Source organism: Actinomycetospora flava, from assembly GCF_037400335.1.
GTDB classification, from domain to species: domain Bacteria; phylum Actinomycetota; class Actinomycetes; order Mycobacteriales; family Pseudonocardiaceae; genus Actinomycetospora; species Actinomycetospora flava.
In genome coordinates, this window is the sequence record NZ_JBBEGM010000008.1 from 218,161 (window position 1) to 233,879 (window position 15,719).

The window sequence follows — 15,719 nt, forward strand, 5'->3', positions numbered from 1 at the left end:
CCAGTGTCCGCAACGCCACGCGCTCGAAGCGCCCGGGTCCGTTGACGCGAGCCCGTCCGCGGGGTGGACTGGCCGCGGTCGACGGACGCGGAGGAAGCCGGTGTGAATCCGGCGCGGTCCCGCCACTGTCACCGGGGAGCAGACCCCACGCACGCCACTGCCGGACACACCGGCGGGAAGGCCGGGGCGAGCAGCGATCCGGGAGCCAGGAGACTCCGGCCGTCGAGGCAGGGCATTCGACCATCGGGCGAGGCACCCGAGGAAGGCCGGCAACGACATGCACGCTCCCGCGACCCCGCACGCACGCCCGCACCCGGTGGTGACGCGAAGCCGGCAGTCCGGATGGTCCAGCTCCGCTGCGCTCCGTGTCCGCCGCGAGGACCGGCTCCTCGCCGACCTGCGCCGGGTGCTCGCCGGCGCCGGCCAGCTGCCCCTCGACCTGCTCGGTGAGGGACCCGTCCGCGACCACGACGAGGCCGCCGAGCGGGTCGACGCCCTCGCCCGCGAGCTCCTCGACCGCATGCACGGCGCCGGCTGGCAGGAGGGCGCCGTCCCGTCGGCGGTGACCTCCGTGCTCGCCGCGTCCGTGCCCGAGGCCGAGACGGTCCTGCTCCGGGCTGCCCGCGCGCGACGGTGACGGCGACGCACCACGACCTCCACCACCACGGCGACACGGAGGTCGGCCCCGGTCTCGTCGACCTCGCCGTCAACGTCCGCACGGGCACGCCGCCGCGGTGGCTGCGCGACCGCCTCGCCGCGAGCCTCGACGACGTCGCCGCCTACCCGGACCCGCGGCGGGCGGTCGCCGCGCTCGCCGAGCGCCATGGCCGCCCGGGCGACGAGGTGGTCCCGACCGCGGGCGGCGCCGAGGCGTTCGTGCTGCTCGCGCGGGCTCTGCGACCCCGGCACGCGGTGGTCGTGCACCCCCAGTTCACCGAGCCCGAGGCCGCCCTGCGCGCCGCGGGGCACGAGGTCGACCGTGTCCTTCTCGACGGCGACTTCGTGCTCGACCCCGACGCCGTCCCCGACGACGCCGACCTCGTGGTCGTCGGCAACCCCACCAATCCGACCTCGGTGCGCCACCCCGCGGACGTCCTCGCGCGCCTCGCCCGCCCCGGGCGCACGCTCGTGGTGGACGAGGCGTTCATCGACACCGCGCCCGGCGAGCCCGACTCGCTGGCCGGGCGCCGCGACCTCCCCGGGCTCGTGGTGCTCCGCAGCCTGACCAAGACCTGGGGGCTCGCCGGGCTGCGCGTCGGCTACGCGCTCGCCCCCGCCGGGCTCGCCGCGGGCCTGCGCGCCGCCGCGCCGAAGTGGTCGGTGTCGACGCCGGCCCTCGTGGCGCTCGAGGTGTGCAGCAGCCCCGCCGCCCGCGCGGAGGCCGACGACGCCGCCCGCGCGCTCGCCGCCGACCGCGACCATCTCGTGGACGCGCTGCGGGGGATCGACGGCCTCGACGTCCGCGGCACCCCCGCCGCGAGCTTCGTGCTCGTGCGCACTCCGGGGCGGTCCGACGTCCACCGGCAGTTGCGCGACCGGGGGCTGGCCGTCCGCCGCGGGGACACCTTCCCCGGCCTCGACACCGAGCACGTCCGGATCGCGGTGCGGGACCGCGCCACCACGGACCGGCTGGTCGAGACCCTCACCGGAATCCTCCCGTGAGCGCCCTCCACGACGGCGACCGCGACGCCCTCCACCGCGTCCTGCGCGCCCGCCGCGATGTGCGCACCGGCTTCGTCGACATCCCCGTCGACGACGACCGCCTCCACCGCGTCCTCGAGGCCGCCCACGCCGCCCCGAGCGTCGGCTTCTCCCAGCCCTGGGACTTCCTCGTCCTGCGCTCGCCGGAGCTGCGCGACGAGCTGGCCACGCTCGCGCAGGAACAGCGCCGCGAGTTCGCGGAGAGTCTCCCGACAGCCCGCGCCCGCAAGTTCGCCGGGCTCAGGGTCGAAGCGATCCGCGAGGCCCCGCTCGGCGTCGTCGTCACCTGCGACCCGACCCGCGGCGGGCGCCACGTGCTGGGCCGGCACACCCAGCCCCGCATGGCCGCGCACTCGGTGGCCGGCGCCGTGCAGAACCTGTGGCTCGCCGCCCGCGCCGAGGACCTCGGCGTCGGCTGGGTGAGCTTCTTCCGCGAGCGGGAGCTCGCCGAGCTGCTCGGACGGCGGGTCGGGATGCCACAGCACCTCGAGGTCGTCGCCTACCTGTGTGTCGGGCACGTCGAGCGCTTCGCCGACGAGCCCGAGCTCGCCACCGCCGGATGGGCCCACCGCCGACCGCTGGCGTGGGCCGTGCACGAGGACACCTGGGGACACCACCGCATGGATCCGCTGGACGAGACGCTCGCGGCACTCGCCGACCTCGACCCCGGGGAGGGCGAGGCCGCCGCGCGCGAGCACCTGGCCCGCATGACCGTGCCGCCGGGCGCGCTCGGCGGGGTCGCCGAGGTCGGCGTCCGCCTGTCCGGCCTCGCCGGCTCCTGCCCGCCGCCGCTGCCCGAGCCGGCCGTGGTCGCGATCTTCGCGGGGGACCACGGCGTGCACGCCCGCGGCGTGACGCCGTGGCCGCAGGAGGTGACCGCGCAGATGGTCGCCAACTTCCTGGCCGGCGGCGCCGCGGTCAACGCGTTCGCGGCGACCGTGGGCGCGGAGGTGCAGGTCGTCGACGTCGGCGTGGCCGCCGAGCTCGGGTCGGCGCCGGGCCTGCTCCCGCGCAAGGTGCGCGCCGGCACCCGCGACATGACCGCCGGGCCCGCGATGACCCGCGACGAGGCCCGCGCCGCCCTGCGCGCCGGGATCGAGGCCGCCCGCGACCTCGTCACCGCCGGCAACCGCCTGCTCGTCACCGGCGACATGGGGATCGCCAACACGACGGCCGCGGCCGCGCTGGTGGCGGCGTTCACGGGTGCGACCGCCGAGCAGGTCACCGGCCGCGGCACCGGCATCGACGACGCCACCCACGCCCGCAAGGTCGCCGTCGTCGCCGAGGCGCTGGCGCTGCACCACCCCGATCCGGCCGACCCGATCGGGGTCCTCGCCGCGGTCGGCGGGCTGGAGCACGCGGGGCTCGCCGGCTTCCTGCTGGGCGCCGCGGCCCTGCGCACACCCGTGGTGCTCGACGGCGTCGTGTCCGGCGCGGCGGCCCTCGCGGCGCACGCGCTGGCCCCGACCGCGTCACACGCCTGGATCGCGGGGCACCGCTCGGTCGAACCGGCCCATACCCTGGCACTCGAGCACCTCGGCCTGGCGCCCACGCTGGACCTGGGGCTGCGGGTCGGCGAGGGCACCGGTGCCCTGCTGGCGGTGCCGGTGGTGACCGCGGCGGCCCGCGCGCTCGCCGACGTCGCGACCTTCGACGCGGCCGGGGTGACCGAGAAGGACGGGAGGGACGCGTGACCGAGTCGAGCACGCGCGTGTACCCGGTCGGCCTGCACCTGCACGGCCGGCGGGTCGTCGTGGTCGGCGGCGGGTCCGTGGCCCAGCGCCGCGTGGCCGGGCTGCACGAGGTCGGCGCGGACACGGTCGTCGTCAGCCCGACGCTGACCACCGCCCTGTCGGCGCTCGCGGACTCCCGCGAGATCACCTGGCACGCCCGCGCCTACGCCGAGGGCGACCTCGCCGAGGCCTGGTACGCGGTCGCGGCCACCGACGACCCCGCGGTCAACGCCGCCGTCGCCGCGGAGGCCGAGCGCCTGCGGGTGTTCTGTGTGCGCGCCGACGAGGCCGACGCCGGCACCGCCGTCACCCCGGCCGTCGGGCGTTACGACGACATCACCGTCGCCGTGCACGGCGGCGGCGACCCGCGGCGGGCCACGGGCGTGCGCGACAGCGCGGTCGAGGCGCTGCGCAGCGGCACCCTGGTCGACCGCCGCCACCGCGCGGTGCGCCCCGGCGTCACGCTGGTCGGGGGCGGCCCCGGCGACCCGGGGCTGATCACCGTGCGCGGGCGGCAGGCGCTGGCGCAGGCCGACGTCGTCGTCACCGACCGGCTCGCCCCGCAGCCGCTGCTCGACGAGCTGCCGCCCGACGTCACGATCATCGACGCCTCCAAGCTGCCCCGCGGGCGCTACATGAGCCAGGACACGATCAACGAGGTGCTCGTGTCGGAGGCGCTCGCCGGTCGGCGCGTGGTGCGGCTCAAGGGCGGCGACCCGTTCGTCTTCGGGCGCGGCCTCGAGGAGATCCAGGCCTGCGCCGCGGCCGGCGTCGAGGTCGAGGTCGTCCCGGGCATCACCAGCGCCATCGCGGTTCCGGCGCTCGCCGGCGTCCCCGTGACCCACCGCGGCGTCACCCACGAGTTCACCGTGGTCTCCGGGCACCTCCCGCCCGGGCACGCCCAGTCGCTCGTGGACTGGGACGCCCTCGGGCGCCTGCGCGGCACGATCGTGCTGCTCATGGCGGTCGAGAACATCGGCGCGATCACCGACGCGCTCGTCGCCGCCGGCCGCGACCCGCAGACCCCGGCCCTCGCCGTCCAGGAGGGCGGCCTGCCCGGGGAGGTCACGACGCGCGCGACGCTCGCGAAGCTGCCCCACGCGATCGCCGAGGCCGGGGTGCGCCCGCCCGCGGTGATCGTCATCGGGGCGGTCGCCGACCTGGGCTGAGTCGACGCGGCAGCTCCGCTGCGTGCCGTCAGGGCTCGAGCTCCACCACCAGCGCCCGGTGGTCCGACACCTTCGTCGGCACCGCGTACGCCGTGCGGACGGCCGGCGCGCCAGCACCGGCGAGCACGTGGTCGAACTGCACGCGCGGGCGTTCGGTGGGGAAGGTCGCCTCCCGTGCCAGCGACCGCCAGCGCCTCAGCACCGTTCCCGGCACCGGCCCGGGCAGGTTGAGGTCGCCGAGGATGACGACCGGGCCCGGCAGGTGCGCCACCGCCCGCGCCAGCCGCACGAGCTGCACGACGTTGTAGCCGGGCGTGAACGACAGGTGCGCGGCGACGACCGTCCCCACCGGAGCCGGTGCGGCGAGCTCGGCGGCGATCGCCACCCGCGGCTCGTCGCGGACCAGCGCGGGGCGCCGCGCGTCGACGAGCAGCGGCAGGACCGCGGGCGAGGTGCCGAGCGGGATGCGGTGCCACCGGACCACGGGGTGCCGGCTGACGAGGCCGACGCCGTAGGTCGGGTGCGCGCCGGGGGCGTCGTCCGGGCCGGCGGGGCGCCACGACTCGGCGGGGGTGCCGACGACGGCGGGCTCGAAGCGGGCGTCGCGCGCGCCGAGCGCCTCGGCGGCCAGCGCCGTCTGGTCGACGAGCCCGGAGCGCGGCTGGGCGTGGTCGACCTCCTGGAGCGCGAGGACGTCGGCGTCGAGGCCGGTGACGGCGTCGCGGAGGCGGTCGGGGCAGACCACGCCGTCGGCGGGGGAGCGCCCGTGCAGGAGGTTGAACGTGGCCAGTCGCATGATCACCGAGCGGGTGCCCCGGCCGGGGCCGGTTGACACGAGGGGCACCACCACACCTCGCGGCTGTACGGGGCGCCGGAGCCCGCGGCCGGCCGGAAGCGCACGAGCGTGCCGCAGCGCCGGCACGGGCGGTTCGAGCGCCCGGTGACCCAGTGGTTCTCGCCGCGGCGCTTGACGCCGGTGGTCGTCATGCCGGTGCCGTGGTCGAGGCTGTGGCGGATCATGCGGCGGGCCAGGGCGAGCAGCGGCTCGAGGTCGACGTCGCCGACCGGGGTCCACGGCCACAGCCCGCGCAGGAAGCACAGCTCGACCGCCCAGAGGTTGCCGAGCCCGGCGACGCCGCGCTGGTCGAGGAGGGCCTCGACGACCGGGCGCGCGGGGTCGCGGCGCAGGCGGTGCAGGGCGTCGTCGAGGTCGAACCGGTCCCGGGTCGCGGTGGGCACGCCCGCGAGGACGTCCGGGCCGAGGTGGCCGACGACGCGGTGCTCGTCGCGGGTGCGCAGGAGCTCGAGCACCGGCACGTCGACGCCGACCAGCGCGACGCCGGTGTCGAGCGTCAGCGCCGCGCGCACGCCCCGCGGCAGCGCCGGGCGCCCGTCGGCCCGCCGCTTGCGCACCACGGTCCACGAGCCGGTCATGCGCAGGTGGCTGTGCAGGGTCCAGCCGCCGGACAGGCGCGTGAGCAGGTGCTTGCCGTGGGCGCGGGTATCGGCGAGGGTCCGGCCGGCGAGGTCGGCGGTGGCGAGCGACGGCGTCCGGAAGTCGCTGCGGACGACGGTCGCGCCGGCGAGGGCGTCGAGGCGGGCGGCGCAGCGGTGGACGGCGTCACCCTCCACGCGATCCTCCCGTTCCGGAGAGTCAGTGCCGCCCCAGTCCCAGGCGCTCCGCGGCCCACGCCGCCGCCCCCGAGGCGGGCCCGAAGGCCGAGACCGCGCCCGGGTCCCCGCCGTGCGCCAGGCCGAACCCGGTGCGTTCGGCGAGCCACTCCCGCACCCGCGGCATCTCGGCGAGCCCGCCGCGCACCAGCATCGCCGGCCGTGGCCCGGACAGCGGGTCGACGAGGGCGCTGATGCCCTGCGCGATCTCCTCCAGGCCGGGGGCGAGCATGGCGCCCAGGTCGGCGTGGGTGAGCTGGACGACCCCCGGCACCGGGCTGTCGGGCGGCAGCGGGGGCAGGCCCACGGCGACCGTGCCGCTGGCCGCGAGGGCCTCCTTGCCGTCGCGGACGCTCGTGCGCAGCCCGAACCAGGCCCGGTAGGCCTCGAGGTCGCCGCCGAAGCGCACGCGGGCGCTGAAGGGCTGGGGCGCGCGGTCGAGCACGAGCTGGGCGAGCGCGTCGTCGAGCACCTCGGCGCCCACGTTGACCGACCGCAGCCCGGCGATCGAGCCGGTGCCGTCGCCGCCGCGGTCGACCACCGCGAGCTCGGTCGCGGCGCCGCCGATGTCGACGACGAGCAGCCGCCCCTGCCCGCCGAGCCGGTGGGCCGCGGCGCGCGGGGAGTCGAGCAGCTGGAGCTGGTCGGGCGAGGTGTAGGGGATCGCCGCGAGCGCCGCCCGCCCCGCCGAGCGCAGCGCCTCGCACGCCGCCGACGACCACGACGCCGGGTGCAGCAGCACCACCGTCGAGGGCAGCGTGGCGCGGCGGGCGGCCTCGGCCCGGATCACCTTCGCGACGAGCGCGGTGGCGACGTCGACCGCCGTGGTCGGGCGCGGGTACTGCGTGAGCAGCTCGGGCGGGCCGCCGGTGCTCGCCGCCAGGTGCGGGCGGGTGCGCAGCAGCGCCGCGGCCGGGTCGAGCGCGCCGGCCTCGATCGCGGGACGCCCGGCGAGGACCGCGCCGTCGGGGCGCGAGAGCACCGCCGAGGGCATCGTCGGGAAGCCGTCGATGCCGACCGGGCCCACGCGCACCCACCCGTCGCGCGGGTCGACGTCGGCCCACGCACCCACGGTCGTCGTGGTCCCGTGGTCGACCGCCAGGGTCCATCGGGCGTCGGAGGCGGTCATGCCGGTCATCCGCGGCAGGGTGTCACAGCGTCACGCCGACGGCGCGGTCCCCCGCTACCGCTCCCCGTCGAGCAGCACCGGCAGCCGGGCCCACGCGTTCACCAGCACGCTGCGGCGCCGCTCCACGGGCAGGTCGGTGCCCGCGGTGAGCGCGGGGAAGCGGTCGAGCAGGGTGCGCAGGGCCACCTCCGCCTCGAGACGCGCCAGCGACGCGCCGAGGCAGAAGTGCAGGCCGTGACCGAAGGCGAGGTGCCCGGTGGTGTCGCGGCCCTGCTCGTAGGTGTCGGGGTCCTCGAAGCGCGCCGGGTCGTGGTTGGCGGCCGCCAGGGACACCATCACCATCGCGCCGCGGGGCACGACGACCCCGTCGAAGTCGACGTCCTCGGACGCGAAGCGCAGGGGCGCCTGGGCGATCGGCGTGCCCCAGCGCAGGAACTCCTCGATGGCCGCGCGCAGCTCGTCGGAGTCGGCGGCGGCGAGCCGGTCGCGCAGCGCGGGGTCGCGCAGCATCCGCTCGACGGCGCTGGTGATGAGCGTCGCCGTCGTCTCGTGGCCGGCGATGAGCAGCAGCATCGCCATCGCGATGATCTCGTTGGTCGAGAGCTGCTCGCCCTCCTCGGACACCTCGATGAGCGCCGAGATGAGCGCGTCGTCGGGCTCGGCGCGCTTGCGCTCGACGAGCTCGGCCAGGTACGCGGACATGCTCGCGTTGGCCTGCATGCTCGCGGCCTCGCCGGTGTCGTCGATCATGACCCGCGACCACTCGCCGAACGCGTCCTGGTCCTCCACCGGCACGCCGAGCAGCTCGCAGATCACCGCCGTCGGCAGCGGGATCGCGTACGCCGCGACGAGGTCGACCGGCTCGTCACCGGGCAGGCCGGTCAGCAGCGAGGCGGCGATCGTCTCGATCCCGGGGCGCAGGGCGGCGACCCGGCGGACGGTGAACGCCTTGACCACGAGCTTGCGCAGGCGGGTGTGCACCGGCGGGTCGTTGAGCAGCATCATCTCGCCGCCCGGCGAGGGGATGCCGGGGACCGAGGCGCGCTGCTCCTCGGGCAGCGTGTTGCGGAAGTCCTTGACGAAGCGCGGGTCCGACATCACGGCGCGGGCGTCCGCGTACCGCGTCACCAGCCAGGTCCGGCCGCCCTCGGGCAGGTCGACCTCGTGCACCGGGCCCCGCTCGCGCAGCTCGCCGAGAGCGGCGAAGGGGTCGCGCCAGTAGTCGTCGGTGAAGAGCGGCGCGGGGGCGACGTCGGTCACGGAGCAGGACCCCTTCCGGGTTCACTGAGTGGTGGTTCAGTGACGACCGTACGCGCGCGCCCGGGGCCCTGCCGTGTCGATGGTCGAGCTCCGCAGGCTCCGTCTCCCGCTGGTCAGCTCCGCACCTTCCCCATCCCCGCACTGGTCGCCCCGAAGGTGCGTCCGGTCTTCCGGAACTGCTCCTCCAGACGGGGCACCATCTGCTTGGCCTGCGCGAGGACGGGCAGGTCGCCGAGCCACGAGAACGTGATCGGCCGCGCCGCCGCGACCAGCGCGACCGCCTTCGGCACGAAGATCCGGCGCTTGCGCTTGGCGATCCCCTCGAGGAACGCGTTCGCGCAGTCCTCGACGGAGGTCAGCGCGCCGAGCGGGTAGGGGAGCTTCTTCAGTGTGTCCTCGAACGTCGACGAGTCCGCCTTGACGTCCCGGACGAGGTCGGTGTCGATCCACCCCATGTGCGCGGTGCCGACGCCGATGGCGCGGTGGGCGAGCTCGAAGCGCAGGGCGTTGCCGTAGTTCTCGACGCCCGCCTTGGCCCCGCAGTAGGCGGCCATGCCGGGCAGCGCGGTGAACGCGGCGAGCGAGGACACGAGCAGCAGGTAGCCCCGCCGCTTCTCGACCTCGGCGACCGTCGCCGACACCGTCCGCGAGACGCCGATGAGGTTGACCTCCATGACGCGGGCGATCACGTCGGCGGGGCTCTCGGCGACCGTGCCGTGGTTGGCGATGCCGGCGTTGGCGACGACGACGTCGATGCCGCCGAGCTCGCGCACGGTCGTCGCGACGGCCGCCTCGAGCGAGGCCTGGTCGGTGACGTCGCACTCCGCCCAGGTGTGGCCGGGGCCGAGCTCGGCGACCAGCTTCTCGAGGCGCTCGGGCTCCATGCCCACGGCGGCGATGTGCGCGCCGCGGGCGGCGGCGCGCCGCGCGGTCTCCTCGCCGATCCCGCGGGCGGCGCCGGTGATGAACAGGACCTTGTCCTTGAGGCTGCCGGTCAGGTCGGTGGCCATGGTGTCTCCTCGGGGTGTCGTGTCAGCGGCGCGTGGCGGCCACGGGAGTCAGCACGTACTCCTCGGGCCGGAAGCGCCGCAGCCGGCGGCGGAACGGCATCGTGAAGGTCGGCCAGAGGGCGGAGTTCTGTCCGTGCTTGTCGAGGTACCAGCTCGAGCACCCGCCATCGACCCAGACGGTGCCCTCCGTCTTCTGCTGCATCTCGGCGACGAACGCGTCCTGCGCCGCCCGGGTGGGCTCGACGGCGCCGACGCCGTGTCCGCGCATGTGGCGGATGGTGTCGAGCACGAGGTTGATCTGCGACTCGATCATGAACACGACCGAGTTGTGCCCCAGCCCGGTGTTGGGGCCGAGCAGCGTGAACGCGTTCGGGAAGCCCGCGATCATCGTGCCGTTGTGGGCGTACGGCGAGCCGGCCCAGTGGTCGGCGAGGGTGCGGCCGTCGCGCCCGTGGATGCGGTGGCTGATCGGCAGGTCGCCGATCGCGAAGCCGGTGCCGGCGATGATCGTGTCGACCTCGTGCTCGGTGCCGTCGGCGGTGACGACGGCGTGCGGCCGGATCTCGACGATCTTCTCGGTGATCACCTCGACGTTGTCCCGGTCGAGCGCGGGCAGGTAGTCGTTGGACAGCAGGATGCGCTTGCAGCCCATCGAGTAGCTCGGCGTGATCTTCTCGCGCAGCTCCGGGTCGCTCACCTGGCGGCGCATGTGCGCCTCGGCGATCTTGGCGGCCTTGGCCATGCGCTTCGGGTCGCGGAACCCGAACACGAACGTCTCGCGCGCCCAGTAGATCGCCTCGCGCACCGCGCGCTGGGCCGGCGGGAACCAGCGGAAGAGCAGCTTCTCGACCCCGGTGATCGCCCGGTCCTGCCGCGGCATGATCCACGGCGGCGTGCGCTGGAAGACCTTGAGCTCACCGACCACCGGCGCGATCTCCGGCACGAACTGGATCGCCGACGCGCCGGTGCCGATGACGGCGACCTTCCGGCCGGTGAGGTCGAGGTCGTGGCGCCAGGTCGCGGAGTGGAAGACCGGCCCCTCGAAGGAGTCGAGACCCGGGACGTCGGGGAACGACGGGTCGGAGAGCGCGCCGGAGCCGAGGACGAGCGCGTCGCCGGTCCAGACGCCCTGGCTCGTCGTGACCGTCCACTGCTGCGTGGCGTCGTCCCACGTCGCGTCGAGGACCTCGTGGCGGTGGCGGGTGAAGCGGTCGATGTCGTACTCGGCCGACACGCGCTGCAGGTAGGCGTGGATCTCCGGCTGGCCCGAGAACGAGCGGCTCCAGTCCGGGTTCGGGGCGAACGAGAACGAGTACAGGTGGCTCGGCACGTCGCAGGCGCAGCCGGGGTAGGAGTTGTCGCGCCAGGTGCCGCCGACGTCGTCGTGCCGCTCGAAGATCAGGAAGTTGTCCTCGCCCGCCTGGCGCAGCCGGATGGCCGTGCCGAGACCGGAGAAGCCGTTGCCGACGATCGCGACGGCGAGGTGCGGGACGTGCCCGTCGCCGGGTCCCGGCGGGGTCTGCTGCTCGGTGGCCGTGTCTCTCACCCGGGTCGGCGTGCTCATCAAGAACCCTCCTCGTTTGGTACGCGAGCGTACCGAATCGGGGAGTCAGTGTGGTACGCGGTGGTACCGTTGTCCAGTGTCCGTTCCCGCCGCCACCGGATCCGTGGGTGCCGCCGGCTCCGCGCACCGCGACCGCCTCGTCCAGGCGATGATCACACTGGTCGCCGAGCGGGGCTACGCGGCCGTCACCGTGGCCGACGTCGTCGCCGCCGCGCGCGTCTCCAAGCGGACCTTCTACCAGCACTTCTCCGACCGCGAGGACTGCTTCCTCGCCGCCTACGTCACCGCCGCCGAGCAGCCGCTCACCCGGATCGCCGAGGCCGTCGCCCCGGTCGTCGAGGCCGCCCCGGGTGCGGCGACGCCGTCGCTCGCCGACGAGGTGACGGCGGGCACCTCGGCCTACCTGGCCGCGCTCGCGGAGCAGCCGGCGCTGACCCGCACGCTGCTCACCGAGATCAACGGGCTCGGGGCGCGGGGCTGGCGGGTGCGGCGCGAGGTGCTCAACCGCTTCGCCGAGCAGCTCTCCGCCCTCATCGCCCTCGGCGCCGCCCGCTGGGCCTCCGGCGAGTCGGGACCCGCCGCCGTCCCCGAGCTCGCCGGGGTGCGGGGGCTGCCGCACCCCACCGCCCTCGCGCTCGTCGGCGGCATCAACGAGCTGGTGCTCGACGCCGTCGAGGACGGGCGCGGCGACCGGCTCGGCGAGCTCACCCCGACCGTCACCGAGCTGATCCTCGCGGTGATCGACCGCACGGCGCGGCCGGAGGGCTGAGCGCGCCGATCCACATTCGGCCGGACGTGTGACGCCCTCCGGCCGCGTGATCGGGACCGTTCATGAGCGCCCGGACGAGCGGGGGGCGCTGGGCGGCCCTGTGGCCTGCGTATCCTCATCGACCACGACGGCCCCGCGGTCGGTATCCGAGAGCCGGCCGGGCGTCCACCGACGCCCCGTCGACGCGAGGCGCGAGGTGAGACGGCGATGAACCGACCCGGCGGACCCCCCGGCCGGGGACGACCCCCCGCGGGTCCTGGCGGCCCGCCGCCGGGGCCCCCGCCCGGGCGCCCCGCCGGTCCACCTCCCGGGCCCCCGCAGGGCCAGCCGCCCCCGCGTCCCGGCGGGTTCCAGATGCCCGGCCGCGGCGGTCGCGGCGGCGGTGGTGGTGGTCGCGGCGCCGGTCGCGGTGGCGGCGGTGCCGCGCCGCCGAACGGCGGCCCGCGCCAGCAGCCCACGCGCGTCGGGGGGCCCGACTGGAACCGCGATCCGCAGGTCGGCTTCGACCCCGACGTCGCCCGCGCGGCGCAGGAGCGGCAGCGCCCCTCGTGGCGCGAGCGCATCCCCGAGCGCCCGGCCTGGTCGCGCTCCGGGGGTGGCGGGCGCGGCGGTCGTGGCGGCCCGTTCTCGCGCTGGAGCTGGCCGAAGCGCATCGGTGCCGTGCTCGCGGTGCTGGCCCTGCTGCTCGTCAGCTTCGGGATCTACCTCGACACGCAGATGACGCGGATCGACGCCCTGCCCGAGTACGAGGGCTCCGCGAGCTCGGGCACCAACTGGCTGATCATCGGCTCGGACAGCCGCGCCGGCCTCGACGACGCGGCCGCCCAGCAGCTCTCCACCGGCGAGGTCGACGGCAGCCGCACCGACACGATGATGCTCGTGCACGTCGGCGGCTTCGGCGGTCAGACGTCGCTGACGAGCCTGCCGCGCGACTCGATCCTCTCCATCCCCGGACACGGGCGCGGGCGCCTGAACTCCGCCTACGGGATCGGCGGCCCGAAGCTGCTGGTGCAGACCATCGAGCAGAACGCCGACATCGAGATCGACCACTACGCGGAGATCGGCTTCGAGGGCTTCGCCGGCATGGTCGACGCGATCGGCGGGGTCAACATGTGCCTCGACGAGCCGATCGACGACCCGAAGGCCGGCATCGACCTGCCCGCCGGCTGCCAGGACCTGGACGGCCCGAACGCGCTGGGCTTCGTCCGCACCCGCGCGTTCCCCAACGCCGACCTCCAGCGCATCCAGAACCAGCGCAAGTTCCTGTCCGCGCTGATCTCCGAGGCGTCCAGCCCGACGGTGCTGCTCAACCCGTTCCGCATCGTGCCGTTCGCGAACTCCGCGATCGCCACGCTGACGGTCGACGACAGCACCCACGTCTGGAACCTCGCGAGCCTCGGGTTCGCGATGCGGTCGCTCTCCGGGGGCAGCGGGGTGACGTCGACCGTCCCGATCGACCTCTCGACCAGCGTCTCCGGCGGCGTCGTCTGGAACCGGCAGAAGTCCGGGCAGTACTTCGACGCCATCCGCGAGGACGAGGCGATCCCTCAGGACCTGATCACCGGAGGCTGATCACGGGTCGACGATCTGGACGACGCCGGTGGAGACGCCGGCGACGTACAGACGTCCGGTCTGCGGGTCGACGCCGACCGTGTACGGGTTCTGCACGGTCGCCACGCGGGCGACCTCGCGCGGCTGGGGCGCGGTCATGTCGTAGCCGACGACCTCGTTGGTGCCCGAGGACGCGACCCAGAGGCGGTCGCGGACCGGGTCGTAGGTGATGCCGTAGGGCCCGCCGGGCTGGGGGACGCGGGCGACCTCGCGGGGGCCGCCGTTCGGCCCGGTGGTCGGCTCGAAGACGATCACCGCGTCACCGCGGGTGTCGGTGGCGATCATGCGGCCGTGGCGGTCGGCGACGAGGTGGGTCGGGCCGGCACCCGCCGGGGCCTCGCCGACGATGCGCAGACCGGCGACGTCGTACGTGGTCAGCGTGTTCTTGCGGACGTCGATCATGCCGACGGTGTCGCCGACCGGGGCGACGCCCGCGGGCTGCACGCCGTCGGTGAAGACCTTGACGACCCGGTCGCCGCGCACCGCCGACACGGTCCCGCCGAGCTCGTCGGCGGCGATCACCGTGCCGTTCGGGGCCTGGGTGACGTCGTGGGGCACGGTGCCGACGACCAGCGGAGGGTCGGCCTGCCCGCCGGGCAGCGCGACGCGCACGACGGCGTTGGCGCTCTCGACCGGCACGAGCACCGGACCGCCCGGGGCGGCGAGCTGGAGGTGGCGCACGAAGCCCGGCAGCGGGGTGCGTGTGCGGACCGCGCCGGTGTCGGCGTCGAGGAGGACGAGCTCGTTGGGGTTGCGCTTGGTGACCGCGACCGTCCGCGTCACCGGGTCGACCACCACGCCCTCGGGGGCGGGGCCGACCTCGACCTGGCGGCCGGGCGGGGTGGCCGTCGGCGCGGGGGCGCCCTGCGGCTCGGCGGCGAGGGGGAGCTGGTCCGTCGGCGGGCGGGTGCCCTCGGTGGGGACGCCCGGCGGGAGGAAGCCGGTGGTCGTCGTCGGGGGCGCGGCGGGGGTCGGCGGCGCCGGGGGTGGCTCGTTGCTGCAGCCGGCGAGCGCGAGGCCCGCGATCAGGCCGAGGGCGGCCACGGCGCGGGCGGTGCGTCTGCGCATGGGCCGGGAGTATGGCGCTGCTCCCGGCGTCCGCGCGCGATGACGCCGACCGGCCCAGCGCACCGGACCGGTCGGCGTCGTGGCTCGGGGCGGTGTCAGGCCTGGTCGCCGGAGAGGGCGTGGGCCGGGGTCGGCGCGTTCGCGAACTCCTCGACCAGCGTCCGGCAGAAGGCGGGCAGGTCGTCGGGGTTGCGGCTCGTGACGAGCCCCTGGTCGACGACGACCTCCTCGTCGACCCACTCCGCGCCGGCGTTGCGCAGGTCGGTCGCGAGGCTCGGGAACGACGTCAGGCGGCGTCCGCGCACGACGTCGGCCTCGATGAGCGTCCACGGGGCGTGGCAGATCGCGGCGACCGGCTTGCGGTTCGCGAAGAACTGCCCGACCACCTGGACGACGTCCGGGATCGTGCGCAGCAGGTCGGGGTTGGCGACCCCGCCCGGCAGCACGAGGCCGTCGTAGTTCTCGATCTTGACCTGGGTGATGACCGCGTCGACGTCGAAGCGGTCGCCCTTGTCGAGGTGGTTGAAGGCCTGGATGGAACCCGGCGTCTCCGAGACCAGGACCGGCGTGCCACCGGCCTCCTCGACCGCCTTCCAGGGCTCGGTCAGCTCGACCTGCTCGGTGCCCTCCTTGGCGCAGAGGAACATGATGGTCTTGCCCTGAAGCTGGTTGTTCTCGGCCATGGTCGCGCAGTGCTCCCTCACGTCATCGGTACCCTCGGGGGGTATGCACGCGTCCCCGCAGGAGGACGGTGTCGCTTGACGCCGGGGGCTCCCCCGACCCCGCCGCGACGAAACGGAGGCCGCGCCATGGCCAGCACCACCCTGTCCGTGCCCGAGATCCACTGCGGGCACTGCAAGTCGGCGATCGAGGGCGCGGTCGGGCCGCTCGACGGCGTGCAGACCGTCGAGGTCGACGTCGACTCCCGCAGCGTGCACGTCCAGCACGACGACGCCGTCACCGTGCGCGCGCTCGTCGACGTGATCGAGGACCAGGGCTACGACGTCCCCGACCAGGAGGCGCTCGCCGGCTGA

15 protein-coding genes and 1 riboswitch are annotated in these 15,719 nt (G+C 75.5%); of the genes, 7 read left to right on the forward strand and 8 right to left on the reverse strand.

Annotated features, from left to right (window positions below):
• The first annotated feature begins 91 nt into the window (after positions 1-91).
• A riboswitch (cobalamin riboswitch) is annotated at positions 92-215 on the forward strand.
• Between the two features lie 62 nt (positions 216-277).
• The 4 genes from WCD58_RS19885 to cobA are packed head-to-tail and all read left to right on the forward strand — an operon-like array spanning position 278 to position 4,603.
• Positions 278-637 (forward strand): hypothetical protein, encoded by a 360-nt coding sequence (locus tag WCD58_RS19885; RefSeq protein ID WP_337704799.1) that lies wholly within the window; start codon positions 278-280, stop codon positions 635-637.
• Positions 634-1,662, forward strand: a complete 1,029-nt coding sequence (gene cobC, locus WCD58_RS19890) for an Rv2231c family histidinol phosphate aminotransferase CobC (protein ID WP_337704800.1) — start codon at positions 634-636, stop codon at positions 1,660-1,662. Before WCD58_RS19885 ends, cobC begins: the two co-directional genes overlap by 4 nt.
• On the forward strand, positions 1,659-3,395 hold the full coding sequence (gene cobT / locus WCD58_RS19895) for a nicotinate-nucleotide--dimethylbenzimidazole phosphoribosyltransferase (RefSeq protein ID WP_337704801.1): 1,737 nt from the start codon (positions 1,659-1,661) through the stop codon (positions 3,393-3,395). The genes cobC and cobT overlap by 4 nt, the downstream gene beginning before the upstream one ends.
• Entirely contained in the window at positions 3,392-4,603 is a 1,212-nt protein-coding gene (cobA, locus tag WCD58_RS19900; RefSeq protein WP_337704802.1) for a uroporphyrinogen-III C-methyltransferase, read from the forward strand. Before cobT ends, cobA begins: the two co-directional genes overlap by 4 nt.
• Before the next feature lie 28 nt (positions 4,604-4,631).
• Here the strand turns inward: cobA and WCD58_RS19905 are convergent, their stop codons facing one another.
• The 6 genes from WCD58_RS19905 to WCD58_RS19930 all read right to left on the reverse strand — a co-directional run bounded on the left by WCD58_RS19905 (position 4,632) and on the right by WCD58_RS19930 (position 11,237).
• Complete coding sequence (locus tag WCD58_RS19905; RefSeq protein ID WP_337704803.1) at positions 4,632-5,447, reverse strand: endonuclease/exonuclease/phosphatase family protein; 816 nt, start codon at positions 5,445-5,447, stop codon at positions 4,632-4,634.
• A complete protein-coding gene (locus tag WCD58_RS19910) occupies positions 5,402-6,235 on the reverse strand; it encodes a DNA-formamidopyrimidine glycosylase family protein (protein ID WP_337704804.1) in 834 nt (277 codons plus the stop codon). The genes WCD58_RS19905 and WCD58_RS19910 overlap by 46 nt, the downstream gene beginning before the upstream one ends.
• A 22-nt stretch (positions 6,236-6,257) precedes the next feature.
• Positions 6,258-7,412, reverse strand: a complete 1,155-nt coding sequence (locus tag WCD58_RS19915; RefSeq protein WP_337704805.1) for an Hsp70 family protein — start codon at positions 7,410-7,412, stop codon at positions 6,258-6,260.
• A 45-nt stretch (positions 7,413-7,457) separates the two neighbouring features.
• Positions 7,458-8,663, reverse strand: coding sequence for a cytochrome P450 family protein (locus WCD58_RS19920; protein WP_337704806.1), 1,206 nt, complete (start codon positions 8,661-8,663; stop codon positions 7,458-7,460).
• Positions 8,664-8,776: 113 nt separating this feature from the next.
• Positions 8,777-9,673 (reverse strand): SDR family oxidoreductase, encoded by an 897-nt coding sequence (locus WCD58_RS19925; RefSeq protein WP_337704807.1) that lies wholly within the window; start codon positions 9,671-9,673, stop codon positions 8,777-8,779.
• A gap of 22 nt (positions 9,674-9,695) precedes the next feature.
• Positions 9,696-11,237 (reverse strand): flavin-containing monooxygenase, encoded by a 1,542-nt coding sequence (locus tag WCD58_RS19930; RefSeq protein WP_337704808.1) that lies wholly within the window; start codon positions 11,235-11,237, stop codon positions 9,696-9,698.
• Between the two features lie 76 nt (positions 11,238-11,313).
• Here WCD58_RS19930 and WCD58_RS19935 point away from each other — a divergent pair, with 76 nt between their 5' ends.
• Positions 11,314-12,006: a TetR/AcrR family transcriptional regulator gene (locus tag WCD58_RS19935; RefSeq protein ID WP_337704809.1), complete on the forward strand. Its 693-nt coding sequence runs from the start codon at positions 11,314-11,316 to the stop codon at positions 12,004-12,006.
• A 354-nt stretch (positions 12,007-12,360) separates the two neighbouring features.
• Positions 12,361-13,578 carry an LCP family protein gene (locus WCD58_RS19940; RefSeq protein ID WP_337704810.1) on the forward strand — a complete coding sequence of 406 codons (1,218 nt, stop codon included), beginning with the start codon at positions 12,361-12,363 and terminating at the stop codon, positions 13,576-13,578.
• Here the strand turns inward: WCD58_RS19940 and WCD58_RS19945 are convergent, their stop codons facing one another.
• Positions 13,579-14,685: a YncE family protein gene (locus tag WCD58_RS19945; protein ID WP_337704811.1), complete on the reverse strand. Its 1,107-nt coding sequence runs from the start codon at positions 14,683-14,685 to the stop codon at positions 13,579-13,581.
• Between the two features lie 95 nt (positions 14,686-14,780).
• Positions 14,781-15,368, reverse strand: a complete 588-nt coding sequence (locus tag WCD58_RS19950; RefSeq protein ID WP_337704884.1) for a type 1 glutamine amidotransferase domain-containing protein — start codon at positions 15,366-15,368, stop codon at positions 14,781-14,783.
• 126 nt (positions 15,369-15,494) lie between these two features.
• Between WCD58_RS19950 and WCD58_RS19955 the strand changes: the two genes are divergently transcribed.
• The gene (locus tag WCD58_RS19955) at positions 15,495-15,719 is read left to right on the forward strand and encodes a copper ion binding protein (protein ID WP_337704812.1); all 225 of its coding nucleotides are present in this window, start codon (positions 15,495-15,497) and stop codon (positions 15,717-15,719) included.

Bases quoted from the DNA above. Each gene is read 5' to 3' on its own strand.
- WCD58_RS19885 (WP_337704799.1), top strand. From the start codon at position 278: ATGCACGCTCCCGCGACCCCGCACGCACGCCCGCACCCGGTGGTGACG.
- WCD58_RS19915 (WP_337704805.1), bottom strand. From the start codon at position 7,412: ATGACCGGCATGACCGCCTCCGACGCCCGATGGACCCTGGCGGTCGAC.
- WCD58_RS19925 (WP_337704807.1), bottom strand. From the start codon at position 9,673: ATGGCCACCGACCTGACCGGCAGCCTCAAGGACAAGGTCCTGTTCATC.
- WCD58_RS19930 (WP_337704808.1), bottom strand. From the start codon at position 11,237: ATGAGCACGCCGACCCGGGTGAGAGACACGGCCACCGAGCAGCAGACC.
- WCD58_RS19940 (WP_337704810.1), top strand. From the start codon at position 12,361: ATGCCCGGCCGCGGCGGTCGCGGCGGCGGTGGTGGTGGTCGCGGCGCC.
- WCD58_RS19945 (WP_337704811.1), bottom strand. From the start codon at position 14,685: ATGCGCAGACGCACCGCCCGCGCCGTGGCCGCCCTCGGCCTGATCGCG.
- WCD58_RS19950 (WP_337704884.1), bottom strand. From the start codon at position 15,368: ATGGCCGAGAACAACCAGCTTCAGGGCAAGACCATCATGTTCCTCTGC.
- WCD58_RS19955 (WP_337704812.1), top strand. From the start codon at position 15,495: ATGGCCAGCACCACCCTGTCCGTGCCCGAGATCCACTGCGGGCACTGC.